The organism is Campylobacter cuniculorum DSM 23162 = LMG 24588 (assembly GCF_002104335.1).
Classification (GTDB): domain Bacteria; phylum Campylobacterota; class Campylobacteria; order Campylobacterales; family Campylobacteraceae; genus Campylobacter_D; species Campylobacter_D cuniculorum.
This window is the reverse complement of record NZ_CP020867.1, coordinates 805,801-827,745: the sequence shown is the minus strand read 5'-3', so window position 1 is coordinate 827,745 and position 21,945 is coordinate 805,801. Positions and strand designations below refer to the sequence as shown.

The following is a 21,945-nucleotide window of genomic DNA, read 5'->3' as shown; positions in this document are numbered from 1 at the left end:
TTTGAAATTTTATATTTAAGGGTTATATGAGTAAGAAATTCTATTTAGATGATTTTAAAAAAACACAAATTTCTATATTTTAAAAAGCTTATAAAAACAAAACAAAGCCTATAACAAAATCTTTCTTAAAGAGTTATACTAGAGCTTGTTAAAAAAATATTATCATTGAAATAAAAACGCTTTTTACAAAATAATCATTAAGAGTAAAAAATATTAATAAGATAATTTTATTAATGATTAAAAAACTTAAATTACAAAAAAGAAATTATTATATAAAAGTCCTAGCATTAAATTTGTAAATGAATGTTTTATATCATTAATCATTATGCAACCAAATGAACCTTTTATTGATATTGAAGGAAACAAATCAGCAAAACTATTTGAATGGGAAAATGATAAGAGTATTAGATTAGAGTAGCAACTGATAAAATCAAAGGGGAGGGTCTCCCGAAAACGCCACTATCCCCCTTTGATGATATTATTGTAACATTTTATTCTGATAGAAACTTTAAGGAAAGAATGGAATTTAAAAATCCTTTAGTTAAAGAATATTACAAAACAAAAGATATAAATTCTATACAAGAAAATAATCAAACACATCAAACAAAAAATTAAAACAAATATAAATTTGAAAGGAATAATTTATAAAACAATGGGAAAATAATAAAAATGTTAGATTTAGAGCTGTCGTCGATAAAATGCCTGAAGTCACCGCCACACATCTAGCGGGTGTTTCTCCAGACATTTCTTAGATTATATCTTTTTATTCTGATAGAAACTTTAAGGAAAGAATGGAATTTAAAAATCCTTTAGTCAAAGAATATTACAAAACAAAAGATTTTAATCAAAAAAGAATTCATTTAGGCAAATTGAGCTAAATCAACCCCCTCAAGCTGAAGTAAAAATTTCTTAATCCCCAAACCCCCACTATATCCCCCAAGTCCCTTACAAGCTATAACTCTATGACAAGGGATAAAAATAGGAAGTTCATTTTTAGAATTTGCGTTCCCAACAGCACGAAAAGCATTTTTATGTCCTATTTTTTCAGCAATTTGTTTATAAGTTTGAAGTTTTCCATAAGGAATTTCAATTAAAGCTTTATATACTTTTTGTTCAAAATCACTCCCTTGAATCTTTAAAGGGGTTTTGAAAACATTTAATTTCTTAGAAAAATAAAGCTCAAGTTCATTTTTCGCATACTCAAGAAGCTCACAACTTTTTTCTTCTCTTTTTTCTTGACAAAAATCAAGTTTTATTAAAAAATTTCCATCGCTGTGTAAAGATAAGTAACATATAGGAGATTTATAATAAAGTTTAAACATTTTTTATCCTTTTAGTCGTTATAATTATAACAAAAAAAATTTTAAAGGAGTGAAAATGTCTTTCATACAAGAATACAATAAACTGGTCGCAGAAAGAAAAGCTTTAGGTGTCCCCCCTCTACCTTTAAATGCAACTCAAACTAAAGAACTTTGCGAATTGCTTAAAACAAATAATGATGAAGAATTAGCAAAACTCTTACAAGAAAGAGTCAATCCGGGAGTCGATGATGCAGCTTTGATTAAATGCGAATTTTTAGATGCAATTTTAAAGGATAAAATCAAAGCTCCAAGTATCGATAAAAAAAGAGCTTTATCTATGCTTGAAACGATGTTAGGTGGGTATAATGTTAAGGTTTTAATCGAGGCTTTAAAGCAAGAAGATATTGCCAAAGATGTCGCAGAAGTGCTTAAAAATATTATTTTTGTTCATGATGATTTCCATACCATAGCTGAACTTAGCAAAAACAATGCCTATGCTCAATCCATCCTTGAAAGCTGGGCTAAAGCTGAATGGTTTTTAAAGAAAGAAAAATTACCTGAAGTGATTAAATGCGTTGTTTTTAAAGTCGCAGGTGAAACAAATACTGACGATTTAAGTCCCGCAGGAGATGCCTTCACAAGAAGCGATATTCCTTTACATGCTAATGCTATGCTTAAGGTGCGTCAGGCAGGTTCTTTAGAAAAAATTAAAGAACTTAAAAAAAGTGGCTTAGAAGTGGCTTATGTCGGCGATGTTGTAGGTACAGGTTCGAGCAGAAAATCGGCAATAAATTCCATACAATGGCATTTGGGTAAAGAAATTAAAGGAATTCCAAATAAACACAGCGGAGGTATTGTTATAGGCTCAACCATAGCTCCTATCTTTTTTAATACCGCACAAGATAGTGGAGCCTTACCGATTGTTTGCGATGTAACAGGGCTTGAAATGGGAGATGAGTTTGAAATTCATCCCTATGCAGGAAAAATTGTCAAAAATGGACAAAGTATTGCTGAATTTAAACTCACTCCAAATACCATTTTTGATGAGGTCAGAGCCGGCGGAAGAATTCCTCTTATCATAGGACGTGGGCTTTGTGCTAAAGCAAGAGAATTTTTAGGGCTTGAAGAAGAAGATATTTTTATAAAACCTGAACAACCAAAAGAAAGTCAAGGAGGTTATACCCTTGCTCAAAAAATGCTCGGACGTGCTTGCGGAGTTCAAGGAGTGCGGCCGGGTATGTATATAGAGCCTAGAACTCTAACCGTAGGTTCTCAAGACACTACAGGACCTATGACAAGGGATGAGATTAAAGAACTTGCAAGTTTAGGATTTAATGCTGATTTTGTTATGCAAAGTTTTTGTCATACTGCGGCCTATCCAAAGGTTAGCGATTCAAATTTACATAACACTTTACCAAGTTTTATGACAAGTCGCGGAGGAGTGAGTTTAAAACCCGGAGATGGAGTGATTCATTCTTGGCTCAATCGCTTTGTATTGCCTGATACAGTTGGAACGGGCGGGGATTCTCACACGAGATTTCCTATTGGTATTTCTTTTCCAGCAGGAAGTGGTTTGGTCGCTTTTGCAGCTGTAACTGGTTCTATGCCTTTAAATGTCCCAGAAAGTGTTTTGGTACGTTTTAGTGGAGAATTACAACCCGGAATCACCTTAAGAGACCTTGTTAATGCTATTCCTTATTATGCTATCAAACAAGGACAACTCACGGTTGAAAAGAAAAATAAGAAAAATATTTTTGCAGGTAAAATTTTAGAAATAGAAGGCTTACCGAATTTAAAAGTCGAACAAGCCTTTGAACTTAGTGATGCAAGTGCTGAAAGAAGTGCAGCAGCTTGTAGTGTGGATTTGAGCATTGAAAGTGTGAGTGAATATATACATTCTAATATTTCTTTGATTGAAGCCATGATTGATGCAGGATATGAAGATAAAGCAACTCTTGCAAGAAGAGCCGATAAAATGCGTCAATGGCTTGAGAATCCTACTCTTTTAAGGGCTGATAAAGATGCAAATTATGCCTATATTATTGATATTAATCTCAATGATATTAAAGAGCCGATTTTAGCTTGTCCAAATGACCCTGACGATGTGGCAACTTTGAGTGAAATTTTAGAAGATGATAAAAGACCAAAAAATATCGATGAAGTTTTCGTTGGTTCTTGTATGACAAATATCGGACATTATAGGGCTTTGGGTGAAATTTTAAAAGATAAAGGTATATTAAAAACAAGACTTTGGATTGCACCGCCGACAAAAATGGACAAAGCTGAACTTACTAAAGAGGGTTATTATAGTATTTTTGGTGCTGCTGGAGCTAGAATTGAGGTGCCGGGTTGTTCTTTATGTATGGGAAATCAAGCAAGAGTCAATGATGGAGCCGTAGTTTTCTCAACCTCGACAAGAAATTTTGATAATCGTATGGGTATGGGTGCAAAAGTTTATTTGGGTAGTGCGGAACTTGCAGCAGTTTGTGCCTTGCTTGGAAAAATTCCAAGTAAAGAAGAATATTTGCAAATCGTAAGCGACAAACTGAATGATAAGAAAAAGGCTAATATTTACAAATATTTAAATTTTGACCAAATTGATAATTTTAAATTGGCTAATTAAATTTTAAAGTCATTCTTAAGCTAAAATAATAAACATTGAGGTGAAAAGTGAGATTTTTATTATTTTTGTGTTTGTATCTTGTTTTTTGTGTGGCTGAAGAAGAGATGAGTTGCGATTATATCAAGACTCATCAAGCAAGTTTTTTTAAAAATAATTCTCATTTAAATCAAGATTTGTTTGAAATTGTTTCAACTTGTGAGGATTCTTTAAAAAATCAAAAATTCACACAAAAACTTTACGAACTTTCTAATGAAATTCGCGGAAACAATAATATATGCTCGGGGATTTCTTATTTGCCAAAATTATTTCAGTTTAATTATTTGCTTTTAGAAATTAGCTTAGACCCAATCAATTATCAAAAAAGCCTTGATAGTCCTAAAAATTTAGAAAAAAAATACAATGCTCTTAGGGCGTATTTTAGGTATTGGGCTTATCAAAGTATAGGAAATTTTAGGCTTTATCGGGCTTTTTGGCAAGAATACAATGAAGCGATTGAGCCTTTGAAATATTATTTTCAAACTCATTTTAATTTTGATGAAGGGAGTAATATTTATTACACTTCAAACGCTTTAAATGAATTTTTAAATTGGGCTGTAGGTGAAACCAAAATTTTTAGGGATATTTCTCCTCTTTCTCAATTTGTAGCAAATAAAAATTATACAAGTGCTCGTTTGCAAGATTATATCTATGCAAACAATCCTCCAAAAGCTGAACTCACTCTCGCTTTAAGATCAGCTTTGCTCAACCAAAGAGGTCCGGAAATTTTAAAACTTCTTTTGAAATTTGGAGCTCAAATTGATGAGGGCTATGAAAGTGCAATTTTTTATGCTTTAGAAAATTATGAAAATACAAAATTTCTCATCGAAAATGGAGCGAATGTCAATCAAGCTAATGCCTTTGGCAAAACTCCGCTTTTTTATGCCATAGAATTTGGAAATAAAGACATTATCAAGCTTCTCATCGAAAATGGAGCGAATGTCAATCAAAAATACATTAATAACAATGAAAAATTAGCCCTAAGTGCAAATATAGGAAAAGATATTCCCTATTTCATAACTTTTTGTAGCTTAGAACATACTTCTAAAAATGTTTTAATGCAAGCTGCAGCCTATGGAGACACTCAAATTTTAAAACTTTTAATCAGTAAAGGGGCTCATCTTTTTGAAGTTGATGATTTAGGATTTAATGCTTTAGATTTTGCTTTAGCCACTCACAAAACAGAAAATGCAAAATACTTAGAAAGTTTAGGTTTAAAAGCAAATGAAAATTTATTTTATGAAGGAAGTTTAGAATGAAAAGTGCCTTAGTAACCGGAGCAAGTTCAGGTTTTGGAAGAGCTTGTGTGAAAGCTTTGATTGAAGAAGGTTTTAGAGTTGTTGCTCTTGCAAGACGCAAAGAAAGATTAGAAACATTAAAAAGTGAATTTAAAGAAAAAATTCATACACTCAATCTTGATGTCCGCAATCAAGAAGAAGTTTTTGAAGCCATAGAAAACTTACCGCGTGAATTTAAAGACCTTGAAATTCTTCTTAATAATGCAGGTTTAGCTCTTGAACAAAAAGAATTTGATAATTTAAGTCTTGATGATATTAATACTATGGTTGATACCAATATCAAAGGATTTTTATACATCGCAAGAGCTGTTATCCCATTACTTCGCAAACAAAAAAGTGCTTATATTTTTAATATAGGCTCTGTTGCAGCAAGAAATCCTTATTTTGGTGGAAATGTATATTGTGGTACTAAAGCCTTTGTGGGGCAGTTTTCTTTAGCTTTGAGAAATGATTTAAGGGGAAGCAATATCAAAGTAACAAATATCGCTCCAGGGCTTTGTAAAACCGAATTTAGTGAGGTACGTTTTAAAGGAGATAAGCAAAAAGCTGATGCACTCTATGAAAATACTCAATTTCTTAGTGCTGAAGATATTGCAAAGGTCTTCATTGCATTAATAAAATTGCCAAGTCATATTAATGTCAATGAAATAGAATTGATGCCCGTAACTCAAACTTGGAATGGGTTTTTTATAGAAAAATTCAATGAAGCTTGAAAATCTTTTTCACGCTAAAAGTTTAGAAGAAAAAGCAAAAATTGCTCAAAATTTATTTAAGGATTTTTATGCACAGAATTTTGAGCTTTTTTCCTCACCGCATAAACATTTTAGAACAAGGGCAGAATTATCCTTTTTTCATAATGATGAAGGGATTTTTTATGCAATGTTTGATGCAAAAAATAAGAAAAAATATATTGTTGAAAATTTAGATTTTGTCAATAAAAAAATTTATAATTTTATGCCTTTAATTTTAGAAAAACTCAATGCAAATTCAAAATTAAATCAAAAGCTTTTCGGGGCGGAATTTCTAGCCACAAAACTTGATTTTAGTGTAACTTTGCTCTATCATAAAGATATAAGTTGCATTCAAGAAGATTTAAAAAATTTAAGCAAAGAGCTTAACATCAATCTCATTGCAAGAAGCAAAGGAAAAAAGCTGATTTTTGGTCAAGAAAATTTAAAACAAAGTTTAAATATAAAAGATGAGGAATTTTTTTATGAATTCAGTGCTGATTGTTTTATTCAACCCAACACGGCAATCAATGAAAAAATTATAGAATGGATTTTAAAGATTTTAAAAGATGGAATCAAAAAAGACTTGCTTGAATTGTATTGTGGCTATGGAAATTTTACCTTGCCTTTGTCAAAATGCTTTAAAAAAGTTTTAGCTACAGAACTTTGTAAGAAAAATATCGAATTTGCCCTTAAAAACTGCATTCTCAATGAAATTTCTAATATCAATTTCATAAGAATGTCAAGTGAAGATTTGAGTAAGGCTTTTAAAAAAGAAAGAAAATTTTATCGGCTGAAAGAACTTGATTTGGATGATTTTAATTTCTCTCATATTTTGGTAGATCCTCCGCGTTCAGGACTTTCAACAGGGGTTATAGAATTGATAAAAAATTTTGAAAATATCATTTATATCTCCTGCAATCCTTTAAGTCTTAAAGAAAATTTAACAATTTTAAATCAAAGTCATAAAATCACTGATTTTGCATTTTTTGACCAGTTTAAGGATACTCCCCATTTAGAATGCGGAGTCTTGCTTAAAAAGCGATAAAAACGAAATTCATTAATTTTGCCAAAAATACAACAAAAATACAAACGACAAAAACTAAAGGGTGGATGAATTTCCCTAAAGGATTTGGTTTTTTAAGAACAAAATGAAAAAATAAAGAAAATAAAACCAAAGCTAAAATGCCAAAAGCTAAAACCATCTTTAAAACAAAGAGTAAATTAAGTGGATTAAAATGAAAAGATGCCAAAGCTCCGCCACTTAAAAACAAAAGCAAGACGATAAAAGGCATAATCTTTACACCACCAGAATTGAAAAGCTGTTTATCAAAATTAGGATATTTTTTCTTTATCAAGGCTAAAATCAAAACATCGACAAACAAATAACCTATAAAAAATATTGCACACAATAAATGCACTATGAGTATATAAGGATAAAGCTCACTCATTTTATTTTCCTTTTAAATTTTTGCAATATTATAAGATAAATTTAAAAACCCATAGTATTTTTAGAAAAATATTCTCATTTATTTTTTAACATTCAAATGCAAGTGATTTAAAAATTATTTTTTATTTCTTTTTTTAAGATATTGCCTAAACGCTCTATAATCTTTGCATAGAGTTAAAGGTAAGATAAAAAATTTACACACAGATTTTGAAGATTCAACTAAAGATTTTCCCCATCTGTATGTTAAAGTTTTTTTAAGATGATTGACATTTTCTGTATTTTTTGTCAATTCTTTAATAAATTCCTTTATTTGTTTTACTTCATTCAAATTTAAAGCCAAGTCTTTTTTCATTTGTTTCATCTCATTTAAATTTAAAGTTAAATCCCTTTTCATTTGTTTTGTTTCGTTTAAATTTGAATTTACAATTCTATGCAAAAAACAATCTTTTTGCATATATTCAGTCCAATAAAGCTTAAGTCCTGCGATATTTGAAAGATTTTTTTGAAGCATTTGATTTAAATTTAATTTTTCAATAGGATAATACAAATGAGTGGGCGAATTTCCAAAAATATCCCAATGCACATAATTAAATTCATTTAAAATCCTATCAATTTTTAAAAAATCTTCAACAAAATTTGCTTCCGCATAGATAATCGGTCTATTCTTTTTAATGAGTTCTTTCATACCTTTTAAAGCCTTTGATTCCATACCTTCAATGTCAATCTTAACCAAAGCAATTTCATCTTGTATGTCTAAGCTATCGATACTTTTACACTCTATAAAATCTAAATTTTCTTGATGATTTTCATCAATGGTGCTTAAAGACATAGAACCAAAATTCCATGGTTTTTCTTTTTCAAAATAAGCCTTCTCATCCCTATCACTCACCCCAAATTCATAAATCTTTATTCTATCTTCAAAACTATTGAGTCGAATGCTTTCTTTAGCAATTGCACTCATTTTAGAATTAGCCTCAAAGGCGTATATTTTAAAACCATTTGCTGCCAAAAACAAACTATGATTAGCTATATTCATTCCTATATCGAGCAAGGTTGAATTTTTAGGAATTTGAGTAAGTATATATGAAAGCATTTCATATTCATAAGGTTTTTTAGTATTAAACACAATCTTTTGTATATAATCACTTTCCTTAAAAGGTAAATACATCTTATAATGCACTCCATTCTCAAAACTAAGCTCCACAATATCTTCTTGTTTAATCATTTTTTACCTCTCAATCAAAACAAAAAAAACATTATACCCCCCCCCATAAATTTCAGCTTAATAAAATATTAAATTTATCAATGATAGAATACAAAAGGATTATTTCTCAAGGAAGATAAATGCAAAATGTCATTGATACAATTTTAAAAACCGCTAAAAATATCGCCGTTGTCGGACTTAGCCCTGATTGTGCTAAAAGCTCTTTTCAAGTAGCACAATTTTTGCAAAATGAAGGATTTAAAATTTATCCCATTTATCCAAAAGAAAATGAGATTTTAGGTGAAAAAGTGTATAGAAATTTAGGTGAAATCAAAGATAAAATTGATTTGGTTTTGATGTTTCGCAAGGGTGAAGTGGCAAATGAGCTTTTGCCCCTACTCATAGAAAAAAAGATACCAAATTTTTGGCTTCAGCTTGAAATTTTCAATGATGAAGTCAAAGAAAAATGTAAAAATTTAGACATTAATTTCATTCAAAATAAATGTATAATGATAGAATACCAAAATAGGAAAAACAATGCTAGAGCTTAATAAAATTTATCAAGCCAAACAAAAAATTGCTGACTTTATAGTCAAAACCCCTTTAGCTTATGCACCTTTTTTAAGTGAGCTTTATAAAGCTGAAATTTATCTTAAAAAAGAAAATTTACAGCTTACGGGTGCTTATAAAATTCGCGGAGCCTATAATAAAATAGCCAATTTAAGCCAAAAACAAAAGAGCAAGGGAGTCATCGCTGCGAGTGCTGGAAATCACGCACAAGGAGTTGCAATAAGTGCTAGAAAATTTGGGATTAAAGCCATTATTGTTATGCCAGAATCCACCCCTCTTTTAAAAGTGAGTGCAACAAAGAATTTAGGAGCACAAGTGCTTTTAAAAGGCGATAATTTCGATGAAGCTTATGCTTTTGCAATCAATTATGCTAAAGAACAAGGTCTCATTTTCATTCATCCTTTTGAAGATGAGCTTGTGATGGCAGGACAAGGCACTTTAATGCTCGAAATGCTCGATGATATAAGTGATTTAGACACCATTATCGTTCCTGTTGGCGGAGGGGGATTGATTAGCGGGATTGCAAGTGCGGCTAAACAGATAAATCCTCACATTAAAATTATCGGTGTGGGTGCTAAAGGTGCTCCTGCTATGTATGAAAGTTTTCACGCAAAAAAGGCTTTAAATTCTAATAGTGTCCGCACTATTGCTGATGGTATTGCGGTTCGCGATGTGAGTTCTATTAATCTAAAAATCATTTTAGAAAGTGTTGATGAATTTGTGCTTGTTGATGATGAAGAAATTGCTAATGCTGTGCTTTTTTTACTTGAAAGACATAAAATCATCGTTGAGGGGGCTGGAGCTGCAAGTGTCGCGGCTTTATTGCATCAAAAGATTAAACTGACTCATCGTAAAAAAATTGCAGCCATTTTAAGCGGTGGAAATATCGATGTGCAAATGCTTAATATCATCATAGAAAAAGGTTTATTTAAGGCTCATCGCAAAATGCAAATCAATGTAACCCTCATCGATAAGCCCGGAGCCTTACTCAATCTTACAGATAGTCTTAAGAATGCTAATGCCAATATAGTCAAGATTGACTATGATAGATTTTCAACGAAATTAAATTATGGAGATGCGATGATTTCAATCACACTTGAAACCAAAGGCAAAGAACATCAAGAAGAGGTGAGAAAAATACTCACTCAAAAGTCTTTTGATTTTTATGAAACTCTTTAATAAATGATTCTACTAAGATAAAGCCCATTTGGAGGGACTAAAAGACGAAAATAGCAATTTTTAAGTTCAAGTTGTTCTTTCAGTTCTTCTTCTTTTAACCGCCCCTCTAAAACAGCCAAAACACTTGCCACCATAAGTCTAATTTGTGCTCTTAAAAAACCATTTGCTCTAAATTTAAATATGGTGATTTTTTTATATCTATAAGCTTTGATATAAAACATCTCTCTCGTGCTTGTTTTTGCACAGCCTTTTGATTTAGAAAAATACCTAAAATCGTGTTTGCCCTTAAAAAGGGATAAAATCTCAAGAGCCCTTTTTATATCAAATGGGGGATAAAAATGCACATATCTTGCAAGAAAGGGATTAAAATCGCCGTGAAAAAAAACATAATTATACTCCCTAGCCTTAACGCAAAATCTTACTTCAAAATCTTCTTCAACCCTTTGAATTTCTTTAATATGGATGAAAGGATGTGCAAAGCGATTGATTTGATTTTTAAGATTTTTTAAATCCTTAAAAAAGTCTTCACATTCAATGCTTGCAACAGCTCTGTTTGCATGTACTCCTTTATCTGTTCTTGAAGCAAATAAAACAGGTTTTGAAATTCCTAAATGCTTCAAGGCATTTTGAAGACCATCTTGAACCCCTTTTAAATGAGGTTGCTTGGCTGAACCTAAAAAAGCTGAACCATCATAAGAAAAAATAAGTTTTAATTTCATCAATACCGACTTAAAATCATTTTTTTAAAACAAAAAATAGAGGCAAAAAATACACTAGAAAAAATCAAAGCACAAACCAAAAGCGGAGGCTTATGAAAAGAACTTAAAAGCCCAAAATAAAAAGCAATCACTCCAAACATACCCAAATAAATCAATCCTTTTTCATAGCGGTAAGTTACAATGCCAAAACACAACGCAAAAAGAGCACTAGCCAAAGGAAAAAGTGCAATCGTAGTGTAAATTACAAATTCCCTAGCTTTTTGCTCACTGCTAAAAAGATCATTCCAATAATGATAAAATTTCTTTATCCCTGAATTTTTATTCACTAATTGAGTGTTAATCGATAAATCATCAAAACCGCCCACAAAGACATTTCCATCATTTTCAAAGCTGTAAATTTTACCCTTAGCAAGTCTAAAAGTAATGCTATCTTGTTTGTATTCAGCTTGAGCTTCTTTAGCAATGATGAGTTGCTCTTTGTCTTTATCAGTATATTTTGGGTGATACATAATGATATTTTCGTATTTATTTTTATTTTCTTTTTCGATAAAAATCATCCAATTAAGAAATTTTTGTCCAAATTCTCCTGTTTTATAATTAAATTTAATCTGACTTTTTTTAAAATCAATGAAATTATCTTGAAGTTCAAAGGCAATAGGAAGTATAATCAAAGCAACAATGAGCATTAAAGCACTCACAAATGCTGCAATTTTTAAAAAAAATTTTGCGAGTAAAAATGGAGAAAAACCTAAGGTAAAAAGCACTATGCTTTCATTTTCCTTAGAAAGTCTAAATAACGTTAAGGTTAAAGCGATAAAAAAGGCAATCGGCAGGGTAAAAATTAAAATTCGTGGCAACATAAAACTATAGAGTTTTAAAAGGTCTAAAAAACTGATTTCTATGCTTGAAGTGAAATTAGCAATTTGTATAAAAAACACGACAGAAACAATGCTAAAAAGCACAAAAAATATTGATAAATTTGTGCTTAAAAATTGATTTAAAATATATTTATAACTTAATTTCATTTTAATTTTCCCAATTTTTATAACATAAGATTGCGATAAAAGCAAGACTTAAAAAAGGTATAAAGGCGAGTTTTTTTTGGATTAAAAAAAAGGGCAAACTTAAAATCGCAGCAATAAAAAGAGCTAAAAAGCACCATTTAAAACCTAAAATTCCACTCATACAAGCTAAAAGTATAAGATCGGCTTCGCCTAAATTTTCTTCTTTTTCACCCTTTTTAAAAGAACTCAAAAAGGCAATAAAATTTTTAAGCAAAAACATAAAACCCGCAAAGAGCATAGCATCGAAGAAAAATCCTCCGTCTAACTCCTCAAAGATAAAAAGATTGATAAATTCTTTTTCACTAAAAGCATAAAGAAAAGCAAAGAAAAAAGCAGTCCAAAGCAAAAATTCGGGCACAGCCTTAAGCTTTATATCAATGAGTGAAAGCAAGAAAAGATTAAATACAAAAAGAGTTAAAAATAAAAAATCATAAAAATTTTTACTGCAATAAAAGCAAAATCCAAGCAAAATAATGCCCAAAATTTCACTCAAAAATAAAATCAAAGGAATTTTAGCCTTACAATGTTTGCATTTTGCTCTTAAAAAAAGATAAGAAAAAATAGGAACGAGTTCAAAAATTCCAAGTCTTTTTTTACAAGAAAAACAAAAAGAATGCAAGGTAAAAAGCCTATGATTTTGAGTCAAACGCGAGGCTAAACCCATACAAAAAGACCCCAAACTTGCTCCTAAAATTGCTAAAAATATGATTTGTATTAAAAATTCATTCACAGCTTAGTTTTCACCTTCCAAAAGTTCGCTCTCTTTTTCTAAAATCTTTTATAATCTTTTTAAATTCCCTTTTTGTAAGGGACGGAAATAAGGTTTCACTGAAATAAATTTCAGCATAAGAGCATTGCCAAAGTAAAAAATTCGAAAGTCTCTTAGCATTTCCTACGCGTAACATCAAATCCACATCTAAAGGTAGGTCTAAATTTTGACTTAAATTTTGCTCATTGAGTTCTAAACCTTTCTCCAAGGTTCGCTTAACCGCCCGTATAATCTCATCTCTTGCACCATAACTGATTGCTAAATTCACGCAGAGTAAATTACAAGCCCTTGTTTCTTTCTCCACTAAAAAAATTTTCTCTCTTAAATCCTTATCAATGCGGGATAAATCCCCGATTGCACGGAGTTTGATATTGTTTTTTGGAAATTGCTCTAAGGCCTCATCCAAACAGCGATTTAAAAGCTCAAAAATGAAGTCAATCTCATCTTGTGGTCTCTTCCAATTTTCAGTACTAAAGGCAAAAAGACTTAAATTTGAAATATTTTCTTCAATACACACTTTCATAATTTTTTGCAAAGTTTTAACACCTTGAGAATAGCCTAATTTTGCCAAAAAACCCTTAGCTTTAGCCCAGCGTCTGTTTCCATCCATCACGATTGCAAGGTGTTTTAACTCATTCATCATTATCCTTTAAAATCAAATAATCTTTTCAATGCAAAAAGAGGCTCAATCTTAGAATCTTGAAAAACATTAAATTTTAAATTTTCATTAAGAAAATTTTGCACCTTAAAAAATGGGGTAAAAATTGAAACTCCGCCTTTATCAATTAAAATTTTCAAAGCTCCAAACACGCTAAAATAAAAATAAAGCTCCAAAATTTCGCCTTTTTTTCTCATTTGAAACAAACAAGCTTTATTTTCAAAAACAAAAGGAATATGATAGATGTTTTCAAAACTTGCAAAGAGCATTTCTTTTAAAATTTGATATTCGTTTCTATCCTTGCATTCTAAAAGATTTTCAATGATGAAATTTTTAAAATCATAATTTCTCTCCAAAATTTCTACCATCAAAGCAAGACCCTTTTCAAAATATGGTATATGAGGACATTTTGAAAGATTTTTAAATTGTATCACTCCACCTTCTTGAGTATAAAGTTCAGCCAAATACTGTGCTCCTACTTCAAGCTCAATCATACTTTTGGTTTGAATTTTTCTGTGATTTAAAAGCAAGGTATAGCGTCCATAACCTGATTTTGCAAGAACTTTCATTGGTATGGGAAGGGTTGCGTTGATTTTACTCATAGTTTTTGACACAACCTTGCAAGTTCAAAAGCTAATTCTTCTTTACTCTTTAAGGCGGAATTTAAAAGCTCATTTGCTGTGATAAAACAAAGTTTATTTTTATCCGAACCAAAGGAATTTTCTTTGTCTAAAACATTTAAACAAACCATATCAAGCTTTTTTTCTAAAAGGGATTTTTTTGCATTTTCCAAAGCATTTTTAGAATCAACTTCCATTTTAAAACCGATTTTTTTACCCTTGAATTTAAGATTTTCAAGCAGATCTTCATTGGGTAAAAATTTCAGCTCTAAGCCTTGCAAATGCTCTTTTTTCTTAATTTTCCCTTGATGAAATTCAGGGATAAAATCACTCACAGCTGCCACCATAATTAAAAAGTCTTTATCTTTAAATTTTTCTAAAAGTCTTTTTAAATCTTTGGAATTTTCAAATTCTAAAAGCTCGTAAGGGACCTTAAATTTAACACTGCTTAAAAATATCACCCGAGCTCCTAAAAAATAAAAGGCATCGGCTATTGCTTTTGCCATTTTTCCGCTTGAAAAATTACTTATACAACGCACTTCATCGATTTTTTCTTTAGTGCCTCCACCGGTTACAATCACAGCTTTATCTGTGAAAAATTCCTCTCTTAAAAGCTCTCTTTTGGTGGTATTAAAAATCGTATCAATTTCAGCCAAAGCCCCCTCGCCTTCATCTTTACAAGCAAGTTTTTTGCATAGGGGCTTGATGATGATTGCACCTTGTTTTTGAAGAATGTGAAGGGAATTTTGAGTGCTAAAATGCTGATACATTTTCGTATTTGCTGCAGGAGCAATGATGAGTTTAGTTTTAATCGCCATTAAGCTTTGAATGAATAAATTATCACAAATTCCATGTGCAAGTTTATTGATAGAATGAGCCGTCGCAGGAGCAAATAAAACAATATCGCAATCTCTACTGAATGCAATATGATTGTTTGAATCACTCCAAGATTCATTTTCCTCGCAAAGTACTTCATCAGCTAGGGCTTCAAAACTTATTTTATTTGCAAATTTTAAAAGTCCTTTAGAGAGTAAAACTTTGATTTTAAAGCCCTCTTTTTTAAACAAAGAAATCAGTTCATAAGCCTTATAAAAGGCTATACTTCCACTCACAGCTAAAAGTATGGTTTTCATTTTTTAAATTTCTTATAAAAATAATCTTTTATGGTTTTTGAAGGGCTGCGATTGATGAATAAAGATCCCTTTAAAACATCTCTATCGACACAGCTTCCAGCTGCAATTATAACTTCGTCTTCAATCTTTACAGGAGCAATCAATTGCGTATCTGAACCGATAAAAACATTTTTTCCTATCAAGGTTTTATGTTTTTTAATCCCATCATAATTGCAAGTTATAGTCCCACAACCTATATTCGTGCCTTCTTCAATCTCACAATCGCCCAAATAACTCAAATGTCCTGCTTTAACCCCGTTTAATTTTGCATTTTTACACTCAACAAAATTCCCAATATGAGTGTTTTTAATCTCATTCTTAGGTCTTAAATGTGCTAGGGGTCCTATATCGCTATTTTCAACTATAGAATTCTCAATCACACTAGAGCTTTTAATCACAGAATTAATGATCTTACTTTGACCTTCAATTCTCACATTTTCATACACTTCACATTCACCTATAAATTCACAATCAGGGTCAATAAAACTTGTATGAGGTAAATGAAAAATCACGCCTTGTTTTGACCAGTATTCTTTGATTTTTTCTTGCATAATATTTTCAGCTAGGGCAAGTTCGAATTTATCATTCACTCCCATAAATTCTTTTTCATCGACAAAAACCGCTTCGATGTTTGCATTCTTCATTTTAGCTAATTTTACAGCATCTGTGAGATAATACTCTTTAGCTTTGTTTTCATTGCTAATCAAGGGCAGAATTTGCATTAAAAGATTAGAATTGATAGCATAAATTCCTGCATTACAACAACAAATTTTTTTTTCCTCTTCATTAGCATCTTTTAATTCTACGATTTTTTCAATTTGCTGATTTTTAAAAACCACGCGACCATAACTTTTAGGTTCTTTTGTTTCAAATACAGCCAAAGTAAAATCAGCTTTATTTTCAATGAGTCTTTGCAAACTTTGAGATTTCATTAAGGGCATATCTCCGCAAAGAATCAAAACTTTTTCATTCTTTGGGATGTAATTTTTTAATGCTCCTGCAGTTCCGGGAAAATGTTTTAAATCTTGTTCTAAAATTTGTGTTTTTGGAAAATATTGTAAAATTTCTTTTGCTACAAGTTCTTTTTGATGAGCTAAAACAACGCTGACATCATCACTTAAGTCAAAAGCACTTTGCAAAATGTGTAAAATCATGCTCTTATTGCAAATTTTTTGTAAAACTTTAGGTTTGTGAGATTTCATTCTTGTGCCAAGTCCCGCTGCTAAAACAATAACCGAAGTTTTCATTCTTTTTAAATCCCTTGAAAAAATTAAAGCATATTTTAACATTTTAAAGTTAAAAATTTTTATAAAGCTTTAACAACTCTTAGTTTTTTTAGAATTAAAAATACAAAATTTATTTTAAATTTGTTTTATATCGGTTTAAATTTTTATAAAAATACAATTGAAATTTAACTTTGATTTGTGAATTTCTAAATTTTTATAAAAATTATGAGCATTTATATTGATAAAAAATTCAATGCCTTTTATAAAAAGTTAAACTGATTTTAAAATAGCAAAAGATAAAATAAATTTTGACATTCTTTATTAATTTTAACAAGGTTGCTTGAAATTGAAAAAATTTTTTCTTTTAATGCTTTTTTCTTTGTATCTTTTTGCTGCTCCAGAAGCAACAATTCCCACCGTGAATTTAAGTCTTAGTGCCCCAGATACTCCAAATCAACTCGTTACAACACTCAATATTATCATCGTTTTAACTCTACTTGCTTTGGCTCCAAGTCTTATTTTTATGATTACTTCTTTTTTGAGACTCATTGTAGTTTTTTCTTTTTTAAGACAAGCTATGGGAACACAAAGTATGCCACCAAATACGATTTTGGTAAGCTTGGCATTAATTTTAACTTTTTTTATTATGGAACCTGTGGGAACAAAATCATACAATGAAGGCATAAAACCCTATTTAGCTGAAGAAATAGGCTATGAAGAGGCTTTTAATCGCGGCATAAAACCTTTCAAAGATTTTATGCTTAAAAATACAAGAGAGAAGGATTTAGCTTTATTTTATCGCATACGCAATCTTCCTAATCCAAAAACCATTGATGATGTGCCTTTGAGCGTTCTTGTCCCTGCTTTTATGATTTCGGAATTAAAAACAGCTTTTGAAATAGGTTTTTTAATCTATCTGCCCTTTTTAGTCGTTGATATGGTTGTGAGTTCGGTTTTAATGTCTATGGGTATGATGATGCTTCCGCCTATAATGATTTCACTGCCTTTTAAATTGCTTATATTTGTGCTTGTAGATGGGTGGAATTTGCTCGTGCAAAGATTGGTAGAAAGTTTTGTTATGACTTAGTTTTCTTTAATAAAAAGAATTTCTAAGATAAATAGAATATAAAAACAAAACTTTCGCAAATTAAAAATTCTAAAATAAGCATTGAGAGAATTTTATTAAGAAAAATTTTAAAAAATTTAGAAATGTAAAACAATATCCGTTGTAATAAAAAATGAATGCTTAACATTAAGGTAAGCAAAGCTTTTTGTCATTAAAGCCCTTAAAAGATTTTTAATCCTAATGCCATAAATTAAAGCGATTCTATCTTTATTATTGATACTTACAAGAACACTCATTGAAGTAAATATAAACAAAAAATAAAATTTTTAGCTTTATTTTATATTAAACTAATAATGACCAAAAAATATATTTTAAATATAAATTTAATTATAATTTAAATCAATAATAAAACCATATAAATCAAGCTTTAAAAATTTTTAAAGCTTTTTCGTAATCTTCTTTTGTATCAATCCCCATACTTTGAGTAGAAATTTCAAGCATTTTAATTTTTTTACTATTTTCTATGGCTCTTAATTGTTCAAGTTTTTCAGCTTTTTCCAAATGAGAATTCTTAAAATGACAAAATTCATTCAAAGCCTTGACACTATAAGCATAAATTCCCAAATGCCCCTTAAAATCTTCGGTATATTTCTCCCTTTCATAGGGAATTTTTGCCCTTGAAAAATACAAAGCAAAACCTTGATTGTCGCATACAACTTTAACAAGATTAGGATCTTGTGCTTGAGCGGAACTGATTTTTTTATAACAGCTTGCCATAAAAGCGTCCCTCTTTAAACAATCCTCACTAAAAGCCTTAAATTTTGCAAGATTTTCACTCTCTATAAAGGGTTCATCAGCTTGCACATTAATGATAAGCTCATCGTTTTTAAGCTTTAAAATTTCGCACACTTCGTTGATTCTATCTGTGCCACTTTCATGATTTTTTTGGGTTAAAACAGCCTTGAAATTAAAATCCTTAGCAATGTGCAAAACTTTTTCATCATCCACAGCAATGCAAACTTCATCAACACTTGAAACTTGCCTAGCTGTTGCGATAAACATAGGCACACCTTTAATCTCACATAAAATCTTTTCTGCAAAACGCGTCGATTTAAGTCTTGCGGGTATAATAATCATTGTTTAATCCATTCTAAAATTTTATTTTCAATTTCACTCATTTCATAAGTCCTAGAAACTTGATTTTCTAAATCAAAAAGTGCTAAAAGCTCTTTTTTTACCTCAAAATTATACTGCTTAGAAATTTTTAGCAAATCTTCTTTTTCATCTTTGCATTCTCTATCATATAAAGCCTTAACCATACTTGGAGTGAATTTCGTCCATTCAGCGGTTGAAGCAATAATACTTGTGCGATTTTTATCTTGGAATTTAAAACAAGTGGCTGTGTGTGGGTCGATTAAAATTTTATTTTGTTTAATAAAACTCATACACAAATCATCATCACAAAAATCCGCGTCAAAATCCTCTTTTAAAGCCTTTAATTCACATTTTTGCAAAGAAAAATATTTCTCATTTTTAAGCAAAAGCATCAATTCCTTAGTGCGTTTATCTCCAAATTTATCAAAAAACAAACGTTCTATATTAGACGAAACAAGTATATCCATAGCAGGTGAAATCGTCTTTTTCAAGCTCTTATTTCTTAAATCATATTCTCCTTTGGTAAAAAGCTCGGTTAAGATATTGTTTGCGTTTGAAGCGATTTTAATTCTAGCAATATTCGCACCCATTTTTTTAGCATAATATGCACCCAAAGCATTACCAAAATTCCCGCTTGGTATGATAATGTCTATTTCCTCGCCCTTGCCTATTTTAACCGCTGCATAATAATGATAAATGATTTGAAATAAAATTCTCCCAAAATTCACAGAATTTGCCGCACTCAATTCGTATCCTAATTGATTTAATTTCTCTTTAAATTCAGCTTTTATTAACAAATTTTTAAGAGTATTTTGTGCATCATCAAAATTGCCCTTGATAGCAAAAACCTTTAAATTACCCCTATCTAAAGCCCTCATTTGCAATGCTTGAATGGCACTTGTGCCACCTTGTGGATACATACAAACAACTTTGATATTTTTAGAATTTTCAAAACTCTTTAAGGTCGCAGGTCCTGTATCTCCGCTTGTAGCACAGATGATAAGAATTTTTTTATCTTTAGAAAATTCCCTTAAAAGCACTCCAAAAGGCTGTAAAGCCATATCTTTAAAGGCTCTTGTAGGTCCGTGATAAAGCTCGTTGATAAAAAGTTTATCATCAATTTTTCTTAAAAAAATCGGGCAAAATTTATCATCGAAATTTTCATAACTTTGCAAAGCTTTTTCAAAAAGCTCTTCAGAACCAAAATCAAAACTTTTAATCAATTCTAAAGCAAAATCTTTATAATTTAAATCCGCATATTTTAATCCATCAAATTGTGGCAGCTCCAAAGGAGTATAAAGTCCTCCTTCCTTAGCATTTGGGTGTAAAATAGCTTCTTTAAAATCCACTTGATTGTTTGCATTTCTACTTTCCACTAAAAGCATAAAAACTCCCTATATATTTTCTTAATTCTTGTTTTAAATGCTCCTTAAGCTCGATATGAAGTTCTATCACTTGACATTTAAAACCAAAATCTTTAATTTTTACAAAATCCTTAAAAGTAAGCATAAGTGTATCACAATTATGCTTTTGAAGCAAAGCTTGTAATTCTTCTTTTTTAAATTCATAATGATCAGAAAAAAAATAACAAGCCCTTGCCTTGATAAAATGCTCATACAGACGAAAAGGCTTTGCAATGGCTGTTACGAGAATGGCATTAGGATTTTCTTTCGTAAAAGAATGAGTGTAAAAATCTCGTCCCTCTTCTGCAATCAAATTTGCCTTTTTTTCATAAAATTTTGGCAAACGATAAGCACCGCTTGGTAAAACAAAATTAAAATAAGGCTTGACTTGACTCTGAAGCAAAATATCAAATTTTTTAATATGAAATTTAGAAAAAGCATCGTCTAAAATCACAATCTTAGCCCCAAGCTCAAAGGCTTTTGTGATTCCAAGTTCTCTGTTTTTACTGACAATCACGCCCTTTATATGCTCCTCATAAGCATATTCCATCGCCTCATCTCCACTTTCTTTGACGCTGCATAGAATTTTTGTATCATTTTTTACAATGACTAAACCCTTACTTTTTCTTTTATAACCCCTAAGCACAATAAAACTTCCCTCAAATTCCTTTGCCACAGCCTTACAAAAAGGGGTTTTACTATTTCCACCAAAACTCAAATTTCCAACGCTAATGATAGGTTTTTGAAAATCCACTTTTTTTCTCAAATGAAAATTTAAAATTGCAAATACAACATAAACCAAACTCAAAGGCAAGAGTAAGAAAGCAAGAATTTTTTGAAAAAGATTAGGTTTAAAAAAATAACAATCAAGCCAAGTCATTGAAAATTCTTAAGCGATAAAATTTCAGGCATTTTTCTTTTAAAAGCATTTTTTAAACTTCTTTCTTTAAGCATTTGAATCAACTTTTTATCAAGTTTTAAAAGCTCTTCTTTATCATTTTTTTCTAAGGCTTGTAAACCCTTATCAATCGCATCATAAGAAAAACCTAAGTCCGATTCATCACTCTGTCCCTCCCACAAATCTGCTGAAGGAGATTTTTGAATGAATTTTTCATTGAGTTTTAAGAAGCGAGCGAATTCATAAATTTCACTCTTATACAAGTCCCCTATAGGATTAAAAGCACAGGCTAAATCGCCATAAATCGTGCCATAACCTAAGAGTAATTCACTTTTATTTGAAGTGCCGATGACTAAAAAATTTTTTAACATAGAAAAATCATAGAGCAAAGCCATACGAATTCGAGCAGAAAGATTGCCAATGCGTATCTTGTCCGCTTGTTCGCATCTTTCTAAAAAAGAAGTTAAAATTTCTTGTATGGATAGAATTTTGTATGCGATTTTAAGCTCTTCACAAAGCTCTAAAGCATCTTTGAGATTGTCTTTGTTTGATGAAGAACTAGGCATTAAAAGGGCAAAAATTTTATCCTTTAAAGCTTTTTTACAAAGATGAGCCACAAGTGCTGAATCAATCCCTCCGCTTAGTCCTAAAACCACACCTTCTGCTCTTGCATCTTTAACCTTTTGCTTGATAAAATTGCACGTAATTTCTAAAATTTTTTCATAATCCATATTGACCCTTGTGCTTATTTTTGAAATTATAATAAAATTTTAGCTATATGAAAATTAAAGTTTAAAAAATTTAAC

At 30.6% G+C, this 21,945-nt stretch carries 22 protein-coding genes; 7 read left to right on the top strand and 15 right to left on the bottom strand.

The features are described from left to right. Nucleotides 1-860 precede the first annotated feature (860 nt). Nucleotides 861-1,322, bottom strand: coding sequence for a methylated-DNA--[protein]-cysteine S-methyltransferase (locus CCUN_RS04165; RefSeq protein ID WP_027306102.1), 462 nt, complete (start codon nucleotides 1,320-1,322; stop codon nucleotides 861-863). Nucleotides 1,323-1,377: 55 nt separating this feature from the next. On the opposite strand from CCUN_RS04165, the gene CCUN_RS04160 reads away from it, so the two are divergent. From CCUN_RS04160 to trmA, 4 genes are all read left to right on the top strand, one after another. After that, nucleotides 1,378-3,924: a bifunctional aconitate hydratase 2/2-methylisocitrate dehydratase gene (locus tag CCUN_RS04160; RefSeq protein ID WP_027306103.1), complete on the top strand. Its 2,547-nt coding sequence runs from the start codon at nucleotides 1,378-1,380 to the stop codon at nucleotides 3,922-3,924. Nucleotides 3,925-4,028: 104 nt separating this feature from the next. Continuing rightward, on the top strand, nucleotides 4,029-5,219 hold the full coding sequence (locus tag CCUN_RS04155; protein ID WP_084483716.1) for an ankyrin repeat domain-containing protein: 1,191 nt from the start codon (nucleotides 4,029-4,031) through the stop codon (nucleotides 5,217-5,219). Continuing rightward, nucleotides 5,216-5,971, top strand: coding sequence for an SDR family NAD(P)-dependent oxidoreductase (locus CCUN_RS04150; RefSeq protein WP_027306105.1), 756 nt, complete (start codon nucleotides 5,216-5,218; stop codon nucleotides 5,969-5,971). Before CCUN_RS04155 ends, CCUN_RS04150 begins: the two co-directional genes overlap by 4 nt. After that, nucleotides 5,961-7,034, top strand: a complete 1,074-nt coding sequence (trmA, locus tag CCUN_RS04145; RefSeq protein ID WP_027306106.1) for a tRNA (uridine(54)-C5)-methyltransferase TrmA — start codon at nucleotides 5,961-5,963, stop codon at nucleotides 7,032-7,034. Before CCUN_RS04150 ends, trmA begins: the two co-directional genes overlap by 11 nt. Here the strand turns inward: trmA and CCUN_RS04140 are convergent. Both CCUN_RS04140 and CCUN_RS04135 read right to left on the bottom strand, forming a co-directional pair. Then, nucleotides 7,021-7,437 carry a membrane protein gene (locus CCUN_RS04140; RefSeq protein WP_027306107.1) on the bottom strand — a complete coding sequence of 139 codons (417 nt, stop codon included), beginning with the start codon at nucleotides 7,435-7,437 and terminating at the stop codon, nucleotides 7,021-7,023. The two genes, trmA and CCUN_RS04140, sit on opposite strands and share 14 nt — an antisense overlap. Before the next feature lie 114 nt (nucleotides 7,438-7,551). Beyond that, nucleotides 7,552-8,661, bottom strand: a complete 1,110-nt coding sequence (locus CCUN_RS04135) for an FkbM family methyltransferase (RefSeq protein WP_027306108.1) — start codon at nucleotides 8,659-8,661, stop codon at nucleotides 7,552-7,554. A gap of 119 nt (nucleotides 8,662-8,780) precedes the next feature. On the opposite strand from CCUN_RS04135, the gene CCUN_RS04130 reads away from it, so the two are divergent. Together CCUN_RS04130 and ilvA are read left to right on the top strand one after the other, a co-directional pair. Continuing rightward, a complete protein-coding gene (locus CCUN_RS04130; RefSeq protein WP_027306109.1) occupies nucleotides 8,781-9,191 on the top strand; it encodes a CoA-binding protein in 411 nt (136 codons plus the stop codon). Then, nucleotides 9,178-10,389, top strand: a complete 1,212-nt coding sequence (ilvA, locus tag CCUN_RS04125; protein WP_027306110.1) for a threonine ammonia-lyase — start codon at nucleotides 9,178-9,180, stop codon at nucleotides 10,387-10,389. Before CCUN_RS04130 ends, ilvA begins: the two co-directional genes overlap by 14 nt. Here the strand turns inward: ilvA and truA are convergent. Genes truA through glmU form a run of 7 tightly spaced genes read right to left on the bottom strand, consistent with a single transcriptional unit; the run spans nucleotide 10,386 to nucleotide 16,638 of the window. Then, nucleotides 10,386-11,108, bottom strand: a complete 723-nt coding sequence (gene truA / locus CCUN_RS04120) for a tRNA pseudouridine(38-40) synthase TruA (RefSeq protein ID WP_027306111.1) — start codon at nucleotides 11,106-11,108, stop codon at nucleotides 10,386-10,388. The two genes, ilvA and truA, sit on opposite strands and share 4 nt — an antisense overlap. Continuing rightward, nucleotides 11,108-12,133 carry an LptF/LptG family permease gene (locus CCUN_RS04115; RefSeq protein WP_027306112.1) on the bottom strand — a complete coding sequence of 342 codons (1,026 nt, stop codon included), beginning with the start codon at nucleotides 12,131-12,133 and terminating at the stop codon, nucleotides 11,108-11,110. Before CCUN_RS04115 ends, truA begins: the two co-directional genes overlap by 1 nt. A gap of 1 nt (nucleotide 12,134) precedes the next feature. Beyond that, nucleotides 12,135-12,902 (bottom strand): prepilin peptidase, encoded by a 768-nt coding sequence (locus CCUN_RS04110; protein ID WP_269474138.1) that lies wholly within the window; start codon nucleotides 12,900-12,902, stop codon nucleotides 12,135-12,137. A 10-nt stretch (nucleotides 12,903-12,912) separates the two neighbouring features. Further along, entirely contained in the window at nucleotides 12,913-13,581 is a 669-nt protein-coding gene (gene uppS, locus CCUN_RS04105) for a polyprenyl diphosphate synthase (protein WP_027306114.1), read from the bottom strand. Between the two features lie 2 nt (nucleotides 13,582-13,583). After that, nucleotides 13,584-14,201, bottom strand: a complete 618-nt coding sequence (locus CCUN_RS04100) for a hypothetical protein (protein WP_027306115.1) — start codon at nucleotides 14,199-14,201, stop codon at nucleotides 13,584-13,586. Continuing rightward, nucleotides 14,198-15,352: a bifunctional phosphopantothenoylcysteine decarboxylase/phosphopantothenate--cysteine ligase CoaBC gene (gene coaBC, locus CCUN_RS04095; protein ID WP_027306116.1), complete on the bottom strand. Its 1,155-nt coding sequence runs from the start codon at nucleotides 15,350-15,352 to the stop codon at nucleotides 14,198-14,200. The genes CCUN_RS04100 and coaBC overlap by 4 nt, the downstream gene beginning before the upstream one ends. Then, a complete protein-coding gene (gene glmU / locus CCUN_RS04090) occupies nucleotides 15,349-16,638 on the bottom strand; it encodes a bifunctional UDP-N-acetylglucosamine diphosphorylase/glucosamine-1-phosphate N-acetyltransferase GlmU (RefSeq protein WP_027306117.1) in 1,290 nt (429 codons plus the stop codon). Before glmU ends, coaBC begins: the two co-directional genes overlap by 4 nt. 346 nt (nucleotides 16,639-16,984) lie before the next feature. On the opposite strand from glmU, the gene fliP reads away from it, so the two are divergent. Continuing rightward, a complete protein-coding gene (gene fliP / locus CCUN_RS04085; protein WP_415270581.1) occupies nucleotides 16,985-17,704 on the top strand; it encodes a flagellar type III secretion system pore protein FliP in 720 nt (239 codons plus the stop codon). A gap of 116 nt (nucleotides 17,705-17,820) precedes the next feature. Here the strand turns inward: fliP and CCUN_RS09925 are convergent, their stop codons facing one another. From CCUN_RS09925 to CCUN_RS04065, 5 genes are all read right to left on the bottom strand, one after another. After that, complete coding sequence (locus tag CCUN_RS09925; protein WP_169732377.1) at nucleotides 17,821-17,979, bottom strand: hypothetical protein; 159 nt, start codon at nucleotides 17,977-17,979, stop codon at nucleotides 17,821-17,823. Nucleotides 17,980-18,103: 124 nt separating this feature from the next. Beyond that, on the bottom strand, nucleotides 18,104-18,820 hold the full coding sequence (gene kdsB, locus CCUN_RS04080) for a 3-deoxy-manno-octulosonate cytidylyltransferase (RefSeq protein WP_027306119.1): 717 nt from the start codon (nucleotides 18,818-18,820) through the stop codon (nucleotides 18,104-18,106). After that, entirely contained in the window at nucleotides 18,817-20,223 is a 1,407-nt protein-coding gene (gene thrC / locus CCUN_RS04075) for a threonine synthase (protein WP_027306120.1), read from the bottom strand. Before thrC ends, kdsB begins: the two co-directional genes overlap by 4 nt. Beyond that, complete coding sequence (locus CCUN_RS04070) at nucleotides 20,204-21,121, bottom strand: tetraacyldisaccharide 4'-kinase (RefSeq protein ID WP_027306121.1); 918 nt, start codon at nucleotides 21,119-21,121, stop codon at nucleotides 20,204-20,206. The genes thrC and CCUN_RS04070 overlap by 20 nt, the downstream gene beginning before the upstream one ends. Next, complete coding sequence (locus tag CCUN_RS04065) at nucleotides 21,118-21,870, bottom strand: NAD+ synthase (RefSeq protein ID WP_027306122.1); 753 nt, start codon at nucleotides 21,868-21,870, stop codon at nucleotides 21,118-21,120. Before CCUN_RS04065 ends, CCUN_RS04070 begins: the two co-directional genes overlap by 4 nt. Between the last annotated feature and the right edge of the window lie 75 nt (nucleotides 21,871-21,945).